At 40.9% G+C, this 14,023-nt stretch carries 18 protein-coding genes and 2 pseudogenes; 4 read left to right on the top strand and 16 right to left on the bottom strand.

What is annotated here, in order from left to right:
• Nucleotides 1-87: 87 nt before the first annotated feature.
• The gene (locus FD723_RS32615; protein WP_179069437.1) at nucleotides 88-387 is read left to right on the top strand and encodes a hypothetical protein; all 300 of its coding nucleotides are present in this window, start codon (nucleotides 88-90) and stop codon (nucleotides 385-387) included.
• Nucleotides 388-535: 148 nt separating this feature from the next.
• Entirely contained in the window at nucleotides 536-775 is a 240-nt protein-coding gene (locus FD723_RS32610; RefSeq protein ID WP_179069436.1) for a hypothetical protein, read from the top strand.
• 330 nt (nucleotides 776-1,105) lie between these two features.
• On the opposite strand, the pseudogene FD723_RS44265 reads toward FD723_RS32610, so the two are convergent.
• The 13 genes and pseudogenes from FD723_RS44265 to FD723_RS32545 all read right to left on the bottom strand — a co-directional run.
• Nucleotides 1,106-1,286, bottom strand: a pseudogene (locus tag FD723_RS44265) (Bro-N domain-containing protein); the annotation flags it as partial.
• 130 nt (nucleotides 1,287-1,416) lie between these two features.
• Nucleotides 1,417-2,082: a hypothetical protein gene (locus FD723_RS32600; RefSeq protein WP_179069357.1), complete on the bottom strand. Its 666-nt coding sequence runs from the start codon at nucleotides 2,080-2,082 to the stop codon at nucleotides 1,417-1,419.
• A gap of 19 nt (nucleotides 2,083-2,101) precedes the next feature.
• On the bottom strand, nucleotides 2,102-2,344 hold the full coding sequence (locus tag FD723_RS32595; protein ID WP_179069435.1) for a hypothetical protein: 243 nt from the start codon (nucleotides 2,342-2,344) through the stop codon (nucleotides 2,102-2,104).
• The gene (locus tag FD723_RS32590; RefSeq protein WP_179069434.1) at nucleotides 2,345-2,647 is read right to left on the bottom strand and encodes a hypothetical protein; all 303 of its coding nucleotides are present in this window, start codon (nucleotides 2,645-2,647) and stop codon (nucleotides 2,345-2,347) included. It lies immediately after the preceding gene.
• A complete protein-coding gene (locus FD723_RS32585) occupies nucleotides 2,640-2,948 on the bottom strand; it encodes a hypothetical protein (protein WP_179069433.1) in 309 nt (102 codons plus the stop codon). Before FD723_RS32585 ends, FD723_RS32590 begins: the two co-directional genes overlap by 8 nt.
• Nucleotides 2,949-3,103: 155 nt before the next feature.
• Entirely contained in the window at nucleotides 3,104-3,460 is a 357-nt protein-coding gene (locus FD723_RS32580; protein WP_104899354.1) for a four helix bundle protein, read from the bottom strand.
• A gap of 28 nt (nucleotides 3,461-3,488) precedes the next feature.
• Nucleotides 3,489-5,033: a hypothetical protein gene (locus FD723_RS32575; RefSeq protein WP_179069432.1), complete on the bottom strand. Its 1,545-nt coding sequence runs from the start codon at nucleotides 5,031-5,033 to the stop codon at nucleotides 3,489-3,491.
• A gap of 2 nt (nucleotides 5,034-5,035) precedes the next feature.
• Nucleotides 5,036-5,323, bottom strand: a complete 288-nt coding sequence (locus FD723_RS32570; protein WP_100903733.1) for a hypothetical protein — start codon at nucleotides 5,321-5,323, stop codon at nucleotides 5,036-5,038.
• A gap of 56 nt (nucleotides 5,324-5,379) precedes the next feature.
• Nucleotides 5,380-6,434 (bottom strand): IS630 family transposase gene (locus FD723_RS32565; protein ID WP_256875274.1). Its coding sequence is split into 2 segments (ribosomal slippage): nucleotides 5,380-5,939 and nucleotides 5,939-6,434, totalling 1,056 coding nucleotides; the frame shifts between segments, so codons are not numbered across the junction.
• A gap of 77 nt (nucleotides 6,435-6,511) precedes the next feature.
• Nucleotides 6,512-7,228, bottom strand: a pseudogene (locus FD723_RS32560) (sigma-70 family RNA polymerase sigma factor); the annotation flags it as partial.
• Nucleotides 7,229-7,569: 341 nt separating this feature from the next.
• Nucleotides 7,570-8,835 (bottom strand): AIPR family protein, encoded by a 1,266-nt coding sequence (locus FD723_RS32555; protein WP_179069430.1) that lies wholly within the window; start codon nucleotides 8,833-8,835, stop codon nucleotides 7,570-7,572.
• A 131-nt stretch (nucleotides 8,836-8,966) separates the two neighbouring features.
• On the bottom strand, nucleotides 8,967-9,284 hold the full coding sequence (locus FD723_RS32550; RefSeq protein ID WP_179069429.1) for a type II toxin-antitoxin system RelE/ParE family toxin: 318 nt from the start codon (nucleotides 9,282-9,284) through the stop codon (nucleotides 8,967-8,969).
• Nucleotides 9,281-9,547, bottom strand: a complete 267-nt coding sequence (locus tag FD723_RS32545; RefSeq protein WP_179069428.1) for a prevent-host-death family protein — start codon at nucleotides 9,545-9,547, stop codon at nucleotides 9,281-9,283. The genes FD723_RS32550 and FD723_RS32545 overlap by 4 nt, the downstream gene beginning before the upstream one ends.
• Before the next feature lie 150 nt (nucleotides 9,548-9,697).
• On the opposite strand from FD723_RS32545, the gene FD723_RS32540 reads away from it, so the two are divergent.
• Complete coding sequence (locus FD723_RS32540) at nucleotides 9,698-9,916, top strand: hypothetical protein (protein WP_179069427.1); 219 nt, start codon at nucleotides 9,698-9,700, stop codon at nucleotides 9,914-9,916.
• 203 nt (nucleotides 9,917-10,119) lie between these two features.
• Here the strand turns inward: FD723_RS32540 and FD723_RS32535 are convergent, their stop codons facing one another.
• The 3 genes from FD723_RS32535 to FD723_RS32525 all read right to left on the bottom strand — a co-directional run bounded on the left by FD723_RS32535 (nucleotide 10,120) and on the right by FD723_RS32525 (nucleotide 13,089).
• Nucleotides 10,120-10,371, bottom strand: a complete 252-nt coding sequence (locus tag FD723_RS32535) for a hypothetical protein (protein WP_179069426.1) — start codon at nucleotides 10,369-10,371, stop codon at nucleotides 10,120-10,122.
• Between the two features lie 372 nt (nucleotides 10,372-10,743).
• Nucleotides 10,744-11,882, bottom strand: a protein-coding gene (locus tag FD723_RS32530; protein ID WP_256875273.1) for an IS630 family transposase whose coding sequence is annotated in 2 segments (ribosomal slippage) — nucleotides 10,744-11,462 and nucleotides 11,462-11,882 — 1,140 coding nt in all. Because the reading frame shifts where the segments join, the coding sequence is not laid out codon by codon here.
• Nucleotides 11,883-12,138: 256 nt separating this feature from the next.
• The gene (locus FD723_RS32525) at nucleotides 12,139-13,089 is read right to left on the bottom strand and encodes an RpoD/SigA family RNA polymerase sigma factor (protein ID WP_179069425.1); all 951 of its coding nucleotides are present in this window, start codon (nucleotides 13,087-13,089) and stop codon (nucleotides 12,139-12,141) included.
• A 369-nt stretch (nucleotides 13,090-13,458) separates the two neighbouring features.
• On the opposite strand from FD723_RS32525, the gene FD723_RS32520 reads away from it, so the two are divergent.
• Nucleotides 13,459-13,905, top strand: a complete 447-nt coding sequence (locus FD723_RS32520) for a hypothetical protein (RefSeq protein ID WP_179069424.1) — start codon at nucleotides 13,459-13,461, stop codon at nucleotides 13,903-13,905.
• Nucleotides 13,906-14,023 lie beyond the last annotated feature (118 nt).

The following is a 14,023-nucleotide window of genomic DNA, read 5'->3' as shown; positions in this document are numbered from 1 at the left end:
AGCTGATTAATAAGTCCCGCATAAACACGGATTCATTCTTGCTGCCTTTCAGTAAAACTGCATTATACAAGTTTTGAAGGTGTATTTATGACTGATACTACAATGTTAGATAACCGTATAAATAAGCAAATAAATTTGGAACCATTAGAAGCGACAGTAGCAGCAACAGAAGAAGAGTCAGTAATATTAGCCGAAAAGCTTACACAGGTGGCAATTCCTTTAGAAGTACTGTTGCAAGCACTGAATATAGCAAAATACGATAAGTCAGCAGCTTTTCAATACGCTGACAACTACTTAAACAAAATTAGAAATAAAAAGTGGATGTTTAGAAAATCCTTATCTGCTGCAAAAAAAATAATTTGTGAGAAAAAACTTGGAAATAGTTAGCATAATTGCTGAACAAAGTATTGTAAGTATTATATACAGATAGGCAGAATATTTAACGGGACTTAAGCAAATTATCTTAAGCCAAAGCATCAATAGGTTTTATTCAAAAAATTTAAAATTAATAGAAAAAGCTCAATGACACAATTTAATGATAATCAAGAAAGCCAAAAAAAATATTTATACTCGGTATCACTATTGCGGAAGAGTAAAGCCAGAAAATCTAGCATTTAATGCTAATTTACAAGAATTTTCGCAGAAAGTTACCTATATTGTTAATCTGGAAACAAATGGAAAGTTAGCTCCTGGGAAAGCTTTCAATCAGATTGAAGAACTTTGGGAAGAATTAAAACGTACTAAAGATGGGCTAATGATTGACGATAAGTATTAAATGCTTATCAAATCATGTATGAGTATTCTAACCATATTAAAGTCCTTTTTAATTCTGACTCCTGGGTGCTAAATTCTTAAAAATTAACTAACCTTTCTTATTCTGCTCCTGCCATAAAAGCTGAGATTGATACTTCTGAAGTTTCTTTAAAATCTCTTGGCGTTGTGGATGCCCTTCAAGAGATTTTTCAATGGCAGCAAATTCGTCTAATACAATCACTTCTGGCTGTAGCTTAGGATTGTTTACTGCTGGGTCTATAGATTTCATAATTTTTATCCTTGGAAGGCGTTTGCTTTGGTAGGTTTTATGACCATATTCTAATATCTTGGGTATGGTGTAGGAGCCAGTGCGACGCAAACTTGGAAGGACTTCATGGAATACCCATCGCTGGAATCGCTTGGCAACAGGTTTATGGGATTTGAAAATCAAGCGGTAAAGTTCTGGTTCTGTCACAGTCAACAGGGAGCTGTTCGCCACCTTGGGTACTGACAATGGCAGTACCCTTTTCATCAGCTTTTAGTAGTCTGCCAAGGAAACAATGCAAAGGTGGTTAGCAGAAGGGCAGAGGGGAAAGAACTTGGTATTTGCTGCTCCCCTGCTCCCCTGCACAAGCGCAATTTTGGGTTGGCGAACTACTAGGCTTAATCTGGGCAATTCTCGCTATCCCATCCATTCGGGTGTATTCCGCAGACTAGCACGTTGTCCCCATACTTAACTCCGTGATAGTTAGCACAACCGATGCAAGCTATTGGTCGGCTAACTTGGTCATCAAAATCAAAATCAAAATTATCATCCTCCGATTCATCAACTCGAACTAAGGATGCATTACAGTTGGGGCAGGTTTGAATATCTCGCCCCAAGTCTTTAACTAGACAAGTGAGCGATTGCCACGAAGTCATGGCCTCACCACTGTTGCTAATATGACTAGTGAGTGACGAAAAATAGGGGTAACTGCATTGGCATACGACCACCTCACCATCAGTATGCGGATCGTAATGAGCTTCTAGATATTCTTGGGCAATTCTCCAGTTTTGTTGCTTAGAAATACTTTGTGGCTCACCTTCATAGTTTACCTCCCACAGTCTCTCATCGTGAAAAATCCTAAGAGAAAATGATGTATAGTCATGAGCTAAATTTTCTAGTTCGCAATGACTTTTGGCATTTTTGTAATCAAAACTGCGATGCTCAACTATTAACTTATGCTCACGGGGATAAGACTGGATTACCAGATACTCTCCTTCATAAAAGGGATTATATTTGGTAGCAATTCGAGGGTTGAAAAATAAGAAATCCCGTTCAGTATCCATATAAATAAATTGTAATTTTTCATTTGTCCAACATAGCTGACAGAGCCAACACTGATATGTTTTGAAGATTAACTTTTCCCTTCGCTAGCCTTCGTACCTCACTATAAGTAACAAATACAATACTTAAGCAAGCAGTTGAATTGACTACGAATGCAGGCAGACGACCACCAGTTAGCAATAGCATTACTAAAAACCCAATGCCGACTTGAGTTGTTTGTTTAACTAATAAACTGAGGCGATCTCTGACATCAAAAATTTTCATTCATCCTCCTAATCCCGGAAAAAACTTACTCCAAACACTTTGCTCTTTTGACGCTGACTCTTGTGAGCCTAAAACATTCTGTACCCCTCGCTGATTACTCTGAATCTCCTGCATATTGAGAGTGTAAATAGTTTGGGCTAACTCTGGATTCTCTTCTAACAGTTCGGCTTCAAGCTCCAACTCCTGCTGCAACAATCGGGCGTTTCGACGCAAGAACATCTGCTGGTTGTACCGCCTAATGATAAGTGATTCTGAGAGTTGTAGTTGTTCTTCAAAACTCAAGTCTTCGTATTCGTTAAACATCTTCGTGAACTCCGATTAAACTAAAGTACTCGGCTGAAAGTTCCATCAAGTATCTGAGTGCCAAGCAATTACCGTAGTTAGTGTATATTTGAGTTATTGTATGCAGGATGAACGGAATATTATCCGGTGTGACGTTTTGGAACTGAATGGCTAGATTAAATGCTGAGTTTTCATCTTCTGGCTCTAGTGGCGGTGCGTCTGTCCAGACTATTAAACCTCGCTTGTCCAGTTCTGCTAAAGAAATATCATTTATAGCATCAACAACTGAATCTGGTGCATATTTTAGCAATAGCTTAATCATAGACAATTCCTCCATACAATAATTGATACCCTAGCCTCAATCTTGTAATAAATTCGTTAGTATTGCGATTCCCCCAAACAGGATTACTACGGCTTTTTATCCAGTTGATTGGACTATGACAAAATAATTCGTAATTCGTAATTCGTAATTCGTAATTATTTATCTTTAAGTTTTTTGGTAGAGGCAACAAGGATTTTACCAATTTCATTTGCTTCTTGAAGGAGTAATTGAAATTTTTGTTTTTCAACTAGCTCAGATTCAATTAAAAGTTCTAGCCAATACTGAGTTTCTCTTGCTTCTTTCAAAGCGATCTCCAATTTATTGATAAAATCCTTTGGAGATTGGGCTGATTGAGCTTCTCTAACATTAGCTCCAATTGAAGTTCCTGAACGTAAAAGTTGTTTAGAAAGAATGCGAGTTGCACTTGAAGCTTCATCCAAAAAGCAACAAGCTTTAATAATTCTAACTGCAAAAGATTTAGTCCTGTCCGTGATAGTAATATTAGTTGTCATGATTTAATTACGAATTACGAATTACGAATTACGAATTATTTTGGTAGCCGAGATTTTCCAGCAGTAGGGTAACGCCTTTTTCGTTTAACTCTTGCCCCGTTAATTCGTGCCACTTCTGTTTAATTTCCTGAAAATGCGGTCTTCTTCCTAATTCTGTTGCCCATTTTCTAATTTCTTGATACCAGTCAGTCTGCTGCTGTGAGGATTGCTGATTATTTTTAGAACTATTAACAGTGTCAGCATTCGGTTTGGAATCCTGTTTTTGTTCCAGACCTTTGATATCAAATTCCGGGATTAAAGCAACAAAGGGATTAGACCGAGTGGGAATAACTAAGGCATAACGTACACCAGCTTTATCTAGTAGTTCGCAAGCTTGGCGTAACATCTCCAAAATCTCTTTTTTGACGTTTACAAAATCCTGGGGATGGTCAAGTATATAACTCGATGTTTGCCCCATCGCAATAAAGCAAACATTTTTCAAGGACGGGCGGCTAAATCCGGTTTCCCCAGAGAGTGGGGACTGGCCCATAAATAAACCATGACCCTTTAACCCCGCCGTGAATTTGATGATATAGTTCCAAAAACCTTGCAAGTCTTTGGCAGTATCAGCATCAACCATTCCCGGAAGTCCCTTGCCACCACCAAATACAGAGTCCACCTCATCTTGAGCAAGAAATAATTCGGGAACACCCTGACATTCACCACCAACAATTGATACCCTAGCTTTTTGTTGGTCAATCATGTTAGTGGCGAAAGTAATCCAATCTCTTAAGGCTTTCATGCCGTCAAACTTACGGCTGAACTTGCACAGCCATCTGGTAACTTCATCTTTTGGATCACTACCAATGACAATTGCCGGACTTTGAGATTTTGCAGCAATTTTATTAATAATCACTCCAGCCAGAGTTGACTTGCCGGATTGTGTGCCACCAGAAATGTAGAAATGGTGATTACTGCGAAGGGTCATATTTTGATTAGATGCAGCATCACACAGTTCATCAATCCAAGCACCATCAATTCTGATGTACTCAGGATAATTAGCTGCGATCGCTTGCAGAACTTTCATCGCACCCGGATTAATCACCGACTGTACCGACTCTTCATCAATGTCAGCAATATCGGGATTGGGAATACCAGTCGGTGAAGGTTGTTGTTGTGCTGGTGGTTCGGGAAGTGTAACCAACCCTTGCAACTGATATTCAGCTATCCACCGGGGGCGCTCACTAACGGGCAGGCGATTCACATAATCAGCAACTCGGCGTTTAGCTGCGATCGCAGTGGTGACATAATTGTATGCTGCCTGACCCTGTAAATGCTGTTTGAGTGCTTTTAAGTCAGCTTCTAGCAAAGACTGGTAAACTTTTTCCTTACTTTCGCTGATTTGAGCGGATACCCCAAACAACCCAGCACTGATCGTCCCAGCGCCAAGTAAGATTCCGGTTGTTATTCGGTCAGTATTTAAGAAAAAAGGAGCAGACAGACACATAACTGCACTCGCTCCTAAAGAACATAAAATAGTCCGTTCTGCATGAATAGCACTACTAACAGTTAGTCGTTCTAGTTCAAATGTCATTGCTATCGCACCCCCAACGCAACACCAGCTGCAACTAATGTTAAGAAGACAAACAGGAATATCACCCCAGGCATTAACCCAATGGTGAAAGTCTTGCGGTTGAAACCGAATCCTTTAACGACTAAGCCAGCAAAGTTAAAGAAACCAACTGCCAAACCGCAAATGCAAATCATGCCAATGATCCACACCAAGAATTGACTGACTGGGCTAGCAACTGAGAGAAACCCCATCAACATTGACAGCCCGACTCCAGAGACGGCATATCCAACGAAGGAAAGCTTAATTTGCATAATTTAAGTTGCTCTAAGTAAGTCGTGGAGAAAATTTATAACTATGTAACAAACAATTAAGGGGAAGAGTTAGAGTTAAATCTTATACGTTGTGTACTGTAATTTCCCTTCTCTGCTCTAGCTTGAACTCCATCAATCACAGCATAGGCAAGGTCTAACTCATCTTCAAAAGTTTTCGAGGCTAGTTCATCTTTTTTGAGGTGTTGCCACTCCAATTCAATTGGGTTCATTTCCGAACAATATTTGGGTAGAAAGAAGATGTACAAACCCATCTCTTCCCACTTTGGCCATAACTCCTGCACTTCTTTACATCGATGTATTGGGCCGTTATCCTGCACTATGACTCTTATGCGTCCCGTTTTTTGTGCTTCTAGTGCTTCAAGCTCCATCATTTGAATATAAGATTTGCGTGAAACGCCTCCAATTACCAGACCGTAAACGAAACTAATTAACGGTTGAAGAAAGCCAATAATACTTAACCTTCGACCTCGACGCTTGCTCTGCTCTAAACGTTTTTGTTTGCCTCGGAAGTAGTAGCTGTAACTCGGTTCACTCCAAGCACAAAACCCTGATTCATCTAGATACTTTAAATCGATTTCTCCTGCGGCGCAGACAATTCCAACATTTCCAAATCTGCTTGTTTAACTTGCTGTACTACTGGATCTTGTTTTCCTTTATGGCTTTTTCTCGTTCGTTTCCAAATGATCCCCTTTTTTTTTAGTACCTGCCTTAACCAGTCAGGACTCAATGTTACCGAGCGTTCTTGTTCTAATCTTTGGGCTAATTGAACGCTGTTATATGTACGAGGTTCTTTCTCTAAACATTCTTCTAAGAACACCATGTCATCTTCCGTCCACCTTGATTTTCCTCCTCGCCCTGGTTTTTCCCAAAGTCCCTCTAAACCAAGATGCTCCCATCTATGCAAAACTTCTCGCACTGTTTGTGCTGTCCAATTAAAGTGAGCCGCTATCTTCTCTACATACCAACCATTTGCGCTCAATCTAATCACTTCTGCTCTGTCTTTAACTTTCTGGGGTACATCTGCCGTTCTCAGGTTAAACAAAGTTCTATCTTGCTCACGAGTCAGAAATGCCCTTAAACGGCTGCCCATACCCCTGTTACCTTGGTAGACACATTTATGTATTTACTTATCTTTACACAGTTTGGTTTTTTCACCTTGTTCTACTTATGTTCGTCTGGAGATATGCCCTCATCTGGTAAAAGTTGACTAAGTTCTGTGTCTTGGTTATCTCCAATCTTTACATCTAGAGAAATTGGCTGCTTTGAACTACTGAGAAAATCCCTAATCTGGCTTGGTTGTAAATCTAAAGTTTCAGCAATTTCTACAACACTGGCTGGACGACCCAGTGTCTGAAATAATTCTCGCTGTACCTTCTTAATTTTGTTCAGTTGTTCGGTGATATGAATTGGCAAGCGTACAGTACGGGATTTCTCTGCAATTGCCCGTGTGATTGACTGTGTAATCCACCAGTATACGTAGGTGGAAAGCTTATAGCCACGATTGGGGTCAAATTTTTCTACACCCCTTTGTAAACCTATTGCCCCTTCTTGCAGCAAATCTAAGAATTCCAGATTGCGATTAGTATATTTTTTGGCAATCGAAACCACTAGACGCAAGTTTGCTGTCACCATTTTTTGTTTGGCTCGTTGCCCAAGATTTTGTATTTGAGCTATTTCAGGTTCACTTTTGTCAACATCAACAGCTAATTCGACCATTGTTGGCTCACGATCTAGTTGTTGGGTGAGTTCATTTTTTCTTTGCTCAATTGCCATGATTTGCTGTACCTGCCTGCCATAAGCAATTTCTTGGTCTGCGGTTAGCATTGGGTAACGACCAATCTCTTGCAAATAGATACGAACCATGTCTGGACTCAGGCTGGACATACAACTTAACTTTTTTGATATTTAGACGAACCTAAAAGTATAAATCAAATCGCTGAATTAATTTTCCTGATATGAACAGCCAAAAATATTGACCTGAGATTGCAATAGATAAATTCAATTTAGAACGCAATTATTCATAATAGTATCCAGTGAGCGCTTACTATACCTCCATCCCAAAGTTCTACCTGTGGTAGCTTTTGTCATTAAACTTAGCTTGTTGAGAATTAATTATGGCATTACCCAAGCTCTAAATGAAAGTTCCTGACTTAACTGGAAAAGTCAAGTAGGGTATGGGGACTAATAGTCTTTCCCGTACACCTCATACCCTGTTCGGTAAAAAACTATTTGGGAACAGTAGTCGCGTTGAGTTCACCCCTTTTCCCTTTTGCCCTCTTGTTTGCACCTTGTGTCACATGAGATTCTTCTTCTTGCTTACTGGAATTGACCATTTTTACCAAGTGCTGATTTAGATAACTTTGCGCCGAAATGTACAAACTTTCCCAAATCTCTTGATTGCGGCTGATTTTTGTACCGACTGTATTTCCGGCTGTTTTCTCCGATACCAAGTATTTGCGGAAGTAGTTAGTCCACAGATGTTGCAGGAAATCTTCAGCAAATTCGTTAAACGGCAGAATCCATTTATAGTCCTTGTCCAGAAATACCCGATATGATGCGATTATCGGTAGTGCTAAGTCAGTTGGCGCACCAAACCCAAAAGAGTACTTACTGTCCGGCAACAATGTAGTTTTACGTATATCAATTGATGCTAGGTCGTTAGCACCCTTTCTTCTGGGGTTGCTGATATAGTCTTGGATTATTTCGTAGAGTCTTTGCTCTATCCACAGAGCATGAGTCAAGAGAGGCAGTAAAGCGGTTAACCGTTCCCTTTCTGCATCTGTGATGTTACTTGGAAGACTCATTCCTGCTGGGTGTTTGGTTCGTTTATTGCCGTCGGGGTTGTACTTATTTCTGTCGAGACAGTAAAGCAACTTCAGCAAATGGGTGACATTACACTGGGCATTTCTGGGAGCGCCGCTTTGATTTTGATAATAGGCGATGCGGAATTTTCTATCTTCTTTCTGTTCTAACTGGGCTAAGTACTGCTTGATGAATTTGTAATCACCCCTGGCGTTGACTTTGGAACGAGAATCTACTGGGGTTGTAGTATTTGAAGCTAGGGCTATATCTTTAGCTGATTCTTCCGAGAGTCCAATGTGAATCGTAACTTTTACCCTAGCTTCGGTTAAGTCATATTTGTAATTTTTCGCTTGCTCAAAAGCTAAAACTGTATGCCCACCATTAATAATCCCATCGCTACCCCCCTCGTTAGCTTCTAAGACTTCTAGCTCCAGTTCAGTTTTGTTCTTGACAGGTTTAGTTTTATTGGCTGACAGAACGATTCCACTGTGACGAGAGAAGAATTTTTCGGGTTCGGTCGTTAGTGAGTCGAAGATTTGTCTGTAGGTCGCGCTTTTACGGTTCGGTTCGCGGATGTTCGGTTCTAGCGGCAGGTCTATAGGAAACGAGTCTACGTGGGCTGTGGCGATAATGCAATTGGGGTTGGCTTGAAAATAGTTATCTATCTTGATGTTCCAAGTCTTGGGCATACAATATCTGCAATGTCAGGGGAATTTCTATGTTACCAAAACCCTTAACATGTCGCCCAAGTCCTCATATTCAAGCCACTCCCCCATAATTACACAAGCTCAGATTTCAGCCGGAGGCAAGTCTGAGTAGTTCACTCGGATTCTTCACCTAGATCAGATTGGCGACTGTTGCGAACATGAAGAATTGCTACAGTATTTTCTGACACGACAAATAAAACTCGATATTTTCTTCGTTTTCCAACCCAGAGTTGCCGAATTTCACGACCGATCACTGGTGCTTCTGGTGCTATGCTACAGCGATTAGGAAATTCTTTTAGTGAAGCGATAGCGTCAAGAAGTTCATAATACCAGCTATTGGCTACTTCAGCACTCAGATTGTCGCACATCCAACGATAAGATGTTTCGATTTCTTGAAAGGCAGTGGGTTGAATGAGAACCTGGTAACTCATGAGCGAGGCGGAATGCCAAGTTTCTGTTCTAGGGCTGCCAAGGCTTGGTCGGACGGAATTCCTTCACCCTGCTCAAACTCATCTAGTCCTTTACGAATACCTACTATTGCTTCTAGGTAATCAATGCGTTCTAAGAGTTCTCTATATGTGGCTAGTGGATGTTTTGGAGATGTTTTGAGTGATTTCAAAAACCCAAGTAGATCCTCTAGTAGTTCGTTTGGAGTGTTGTCAATTTCTTGTAATAGCAATTCTTTGATCGTCATTACAGTTCTATAGATGAGATTTCTGTTTCTAGTATGGCTAATTATAGCTATAAGTGCAGACCATAGCACTTTAAACGTGTCGGTTCGCAGACTAATTGAAAAAATCTCAACGAAATAATAAGGGTTCTGGCATACCTTGTCGCAAGCTAAGTGAAAAACGAGTTATTTATTGTACTGTTGCATTGTGTATTTGTTGCATTAACAATCAAGTTCACTTTTGCTGTCTCCATACAAGGTTGTACTCTCTCTCAACAGCCGCCAGCAGTTTTGATTGCTCCCGTGAAAGATACGGTTTGGCAAAATTCCCAACTCCTGCAACAGCCAATCCACAGAAGAGTCACGCCTGGCCGCTTGATGCAACTGCCGTAACCTCACACATAACTACTGCTTCATTCACTTTCGTGCGATGGCGTATCCGCCATGAACCGGTGGCATTAGTCGAACGCGAGTGCGTCTCGTAGAGAAGACGTGCCGAACGCGAGTGCGTTCCGCAGGAAAGGCATTGCCGATAGAACGCGAGTGCGTCTCTGAAAAAGAAGAGAAGGTATCGCCCTTACCTCAAAACAAAAAATCTACCCCCCAATACCTTTACCACTCTTGTAGTTCATAGCTCTGGGTTTCCTCTTGCCTATAGGGACTATTTTGGATTGCTTGGGTGCTTGTGGCGGACGGCATTGCTCACAGTAGAGTGGTCGGACACCAAAGGTTTCTCGTTGTGTGGGTTGCTCACACTGCTTACATACAAAGTTAAAAACGCGAGTATGAATTTCCCGCTTGTGCGCTCTGACAGTGTACTCTCGGACTTCAATAGTTTTGCTGGGCATCGGTTCTTTCTTCGGTGTTCTATTTATAAGGATAGTTTCTAGATAGCAATATATTCATCCCGCATTTCTCACAAGCTTGAAATGCAGAGGGGCAGAGGGGCAGAGGGGAAAGAACTTGTACAATAACTCTCCCCTGCTCCCCTGCTCCCCTGCTCAAGCGCAGGCTTTGAGAGGTGTGGTGAGAAATCCGGGTCATGCACCATTTGATTGAAACAGTGAGGTTTTTCGCCGCGGATTAAGCAGAGGCCATGCCGCCGGAAAGTGCAAGTACGCGGGAAGCACTCCTGACAGCAATAATTGAAGGCATCTTTAACAACGGTTGCGGTTTGCTCTCAGCCTTTGGAGTAGCGAGTTCGACTTATATAAATGAAACTAGTAGTCTGTCAAGTCAACTTTGCTGGGTGAGATGGTTGGGTATAACCGCTCCATCTTTCTCCGTGCATCATTGGTTTTAAAGCGCCAATTTACACTGGTACATGCATCATTCCGTTGTTGTTCCCAAGTGGCGATTTCAGAAGATAATGTCTGTACGTTTTTTATGCGTCGTTCTAAACACTGTCGAGATAAAACAGAGAATTCAATCTCAACTTGATTTAACCAAGAAGCATGTTTTGGTGTATAGTGAAACTCTAATTTTTGAACAATCCGACGAGCTTCTTCAGGGGAAAAAACTTCATATAAAGATGCTGGATTATGTGTGTTCAGGTTATCGACTACTAGACGAATAACATCAGCATCGCGGTGATAAATATCTACCAAATTCTTCATTTGAAAGGCAAAATCTACTTTTGTTCTTTGTTGTGTCACTTCCATATGTCGCCAACCCGCTAATGGTTGAAAAAAAGCAAATATATTGACACTACCGTTTCTTTTATACTCGTAATCATAACGAAGAGGTTGTTCTGGTTCGGCTGGTAATGATTCCCTAACGTCTTCTAACAATTGATACGGACGTTCATCGAAACAGACTACCGGACGTTTTGGGTCTAATGGTTCGCCGTATAAATCTAACAAGTCTTCCATCCGTAAAACATACTCTGCATCAACCTTGGGGATACACCATTGTTCTTTTAACCACGGCTTGACATCGTTTTTTTTAAATAGGAACGCACAGTTTCATAACTAATAGAATCCACAACTTCTATTCTTACTATCCGGTCTGCTAAAAGTTTTAGTGTCCATCGTGTGCGTCCAGACGGTGGGTCAGAACAAGCTGTAGCAATCAAAAATGCTTCTTTAAAACCATCAAGCTTCCGTGGTTTAGGTGGATGAGGACGGTCATTGAGTGTACCCTCAATTCCACTTTTGATCAACTTGGCGCGGGTGCGCTCAACTGTTGAGACGCTGACTCGTAGTCTATCTGCAATAGTAGCATCGGTTTCACCCTCAGAAGCCATTAGAAGAATGTGGGCACGAGTAATAGTTCTTGCTTTACTCTTACCTGTTTTGATTAGCGATCGCAGTTTTTCTGCTTCTTCTGTACTCAAATTTACAGTATACTTTTTTACCATAAATATATATTGCTAGATTTCAATTAGCTTACCAAAAATCTGTCTCACCCAGCAAAGTTGGCTTGACGGACTACTAGTAGTTCGCCAACCCAAAATTGCTGGGTGGAGGTCGGCAGAGGAGCAAGGGAGCAGGGGAGCAGAGGAGAGATTTGTACAAGTTCTTTCCCCCTTGCCCCTCCGCACCTCTGCCTCTCTGCTTGCCACCACGCAAAGTTACCTTGGCAGACTACTAGAGTCCAACAACCCTTAGTTAATCCTAATTAAGAAGATAGTCTTTTATCTTGTTTTGATGAGAGCGCAAAACAGAGAGAGCAAGATGTTCAGTTTTGCGAATTGTTTCTCGACTTAGGTTTAGACGTTTCGCAACTTGACTCAAAGTCAACTGCTGATTATCTGACAATCCAAAACGTAAAGTCAATATTTCTCGTTGCCTTGGCTTAAGTAATGCCAGCAACTTGCTCAAGTCTTGCTGTAGAGACTCAAGAGTTATTTGCTCATCTAGAGAAATGCCATCCATCGGCAAAATATCGGCTAGTTCAGTTTCACCCTCATCTCCCACTCGCATTTCGAGTGAGACTGGAGACTTAGAAACCTGAAGGTAATCTCTTATTTGGCTTGGCGACAGATTTAATGATTCGGCAATTTCTACTACAACTGGAGGACGACCCAACGATTGAGACAGCTGCTGCTGTATTCTTCTGATTTTGTTTAACTTTTCATTGATATGGATTGGCAAGCGGATAGTGCGAGACTTATCTGCTATAGCGCGTGTTATTGACTGGGTAATCCACCAATAAACATAGGTTGATAATTTGTAGCCTTTGTTAGGGTCGAACTTTTCGATTCCTCGTTGCAGTCCCAGCGCCCCTTCTTGGAGCAAGTCAAGAAAATCTAAATTGTGGTTCTGGTACTTTTTAGCGATCGCCACCACCAGCCGTAGGTTAGCAGTCACCATTTTCTGCTTTGCTCGTTCCCCTTGATGAAGAATTAACTCCACTTCAGCTTCGCTTTGCCCAAGTGAGGTAGCTAACTCTCTTGCCGTTGGTTGTCGGTTTAGTTGAAGTGTGATCGCTTGCCGTTGCTGCTCAATCGCCATCATCTGCTGTACAAGCCTAGCATTTGTAATTTCTTGCTCAGGAGTTAGCAGAGGGTAGCGTCCGATTTCTTTGAGGTAGGAACGAACTAAGTCCGTAGTTGGGCTGGGCATACTTTCAATTAATTGTGAGGACTACTTTTCTTTTTCGTTTGAATAGAACTTTTATTTCCAGAATTAGCTAACCAATCAAATCTTAACCATAGACTTCACCCAATGTTTATTTTTGAGAAATAAGTTTATAAATATAATACTTGAAATCTTCAACTAGGTAAATACTAAAGTTTGGTTTGTTTTATAAATAAACTTTAAAATAACGAAGAAGTTTGGCTAAATTAAATTAGAGAGGCGCTACGCTCATTTTAGAGTGAAGTCCTCTCTTGAAGAGAGGATATGTTCAAATTCGCTTCACATTTGAACATGGCTTAAGAACGCTTTGCGTAAATCAATTGAAAAATACAAATACTTAGTTGATAAATAATCATGGATATGCAATCTCTACTCACTTTGACAATCGAAGTCATCTTTTGGGCATTCGTTACTCTCGTTATATTCCAGTTCATTAATGGACTATTTGTATCGTCTGCTTATGCTAGTAATGTGGTTTTGGTTAGCAATCTAAATATAGCGGCTTCTACAATCCCATCAGTTTCAGAAGTAATCACACCACAAGCTCAGACTTTTGAAAAATTGCCAGATCCTTGGATGTTAGAGGATGAAGTCATTCATTGTACCAGTAACGAAGCAGTTATTCTCTCATTCCCTACATTGAGATTGCTGCCTCCAGTTGAAGAAATTTCACCACAACCAAAACGTGCTATTTGTTCAAATAAAGCTAACAATACTGCCAACAAGTCACCGAAAACTAAACAGGCTGATGTAAATTCTTCAGGCAAGCGCAAGCCAGGTAGACCGCGTAAAGCTGGCTAATTCGCTTTTTAAGCCTCGGCTGATCACCTAAGAATAAATCTTGGAAGGTTCAAAAGTTCAAATGAGGCAATTACTTGCCTCATTTATTAATAAGAGAAAGGCTTCGCCATAGCAATAG

Origin of the sequence: Nostoc sp. C052 (assembly GCF_013393905.1) — a bacterium.
Taxonomy (GTDB): Bacteria; Cyanobacteriota; Cyanobacteriia; order Cyanobacteriales; family Nostocaceae; genus Nostoc.
This window is presented reverse-complemented; position numbering and strand designations above follow the sequence as displayed.

What these genes read in the sequence shown, in the direction of transcription:
- FD723_RS32615 (WP_179069437.1), top strand. Translation starts at nt 88, where the DNA reads ATGACTGATACTACAATGTTAGATAACCGTATAAATAAGCAAATAAAT.
- FD723_RS32610 (WP_179069436.1), top strand. Translation starts at nt 536, where the DNA reads ATGATAATCAAGAAAGCCAAAAAAAATATTTATACTCGGTATCACTAT.
- FD723_RS32600 (WP_179069357.1), bottom strand. Translation starts at nt 2,082, where the DNA reads ATGGATACTGAACGGGATTTCTTATTTTTCAACCCTCGAATTGCTACC.
- FD723_RS32595 (WP_179069435.1), bottom strand. Translation starts at nt 2,344, where the DNA reads ATGAAAATTTTTGATGTCAGAGATCGCCTCAGTTTATTAGTTAAACAA.
- FD723_RS32590 (WP_179069434.1), bottom strand. Translation starts at nt 2,647, where the DNA reads ATGTTTAACGAATACGAAGACTTGAGTTTTGAAGAACAACTACAACTC.
- FD723_RS32585 (WP_179069433.1), bottom strand. Translation starts at nt 2,948, where the DNA reads ATGATTAAGCTATTGCTAAAATATGCACCAGATTCAGTTGTTGATGCT.
- FD723_RS32580 (WP_104899354.1), bottom strand. Translation starts at nt 3,460, where the DNA reads ATGACAACTAATATTACTATCACGGACAGGACTAAATCTTTTGCAGTT.
- FD723_RS32575 (WP_179069432.1), bottom strand. Translation starts at nt 5,033, where the DNA reads ATGACATTTGAACTAGAACGACTAACTGTTAGTAGTGCTATTCATGCA.
- FD723_RS32570 (WP_100903733.1), bottom strand. Translation starts at nt 5,323, where the DNA reads ATGCAAATTAAGCTTTCCTTCGTTGGATATGCCGTCTCTGGAGTCGGG.
- FD723_RS32555 (WP_179069430.1), bottom strand. Translation starts at nt 8,835, where the DNA reads ATGCCCAAGACTTGGAACATCAAGATAGATAACTATTTTCAAGCCAAC.
- FD723_RS32550 (WP_179069429.1), bottom strand. Translation starts at nt 9,284, where the DNA reads ATGAGTTACCAGGTTCTCATTCAACCCACTGCCTTTCAAGAAATCGAA.
- FD723_RS32545 (WP_179069428.1), bottom strand. Translation starts at nt 9,547, where the DNA reads ATGACGATCAAAGAATTGCTATTACAAGAAATTGACAACACTCCAAAC.
- FD723_RS32535 (WP_179069426.1), bottom strand. Translation starts at nt 10,371, where the DNA reads ATGCCCAGCAAAACTATTGAAGTCCGAGAGTACACTGTCAGAGCGCAC.
- FD723_RS32525 (WP_179069425.1), bottom strand. Translation starts at nt 13,089, where the DNA reads ATGCCCAGCCCAACTACGGACTTAGTTCGTTCCTACCTCAAAGAAATC.
- FD723_RS32520 (WP_179069424.1), top strand. Translation starts at nt 13,459, where the DNA reads ATGGATATGCAATCTCTACTCACTTTGACAATCGAAGTCATCTTTTGG.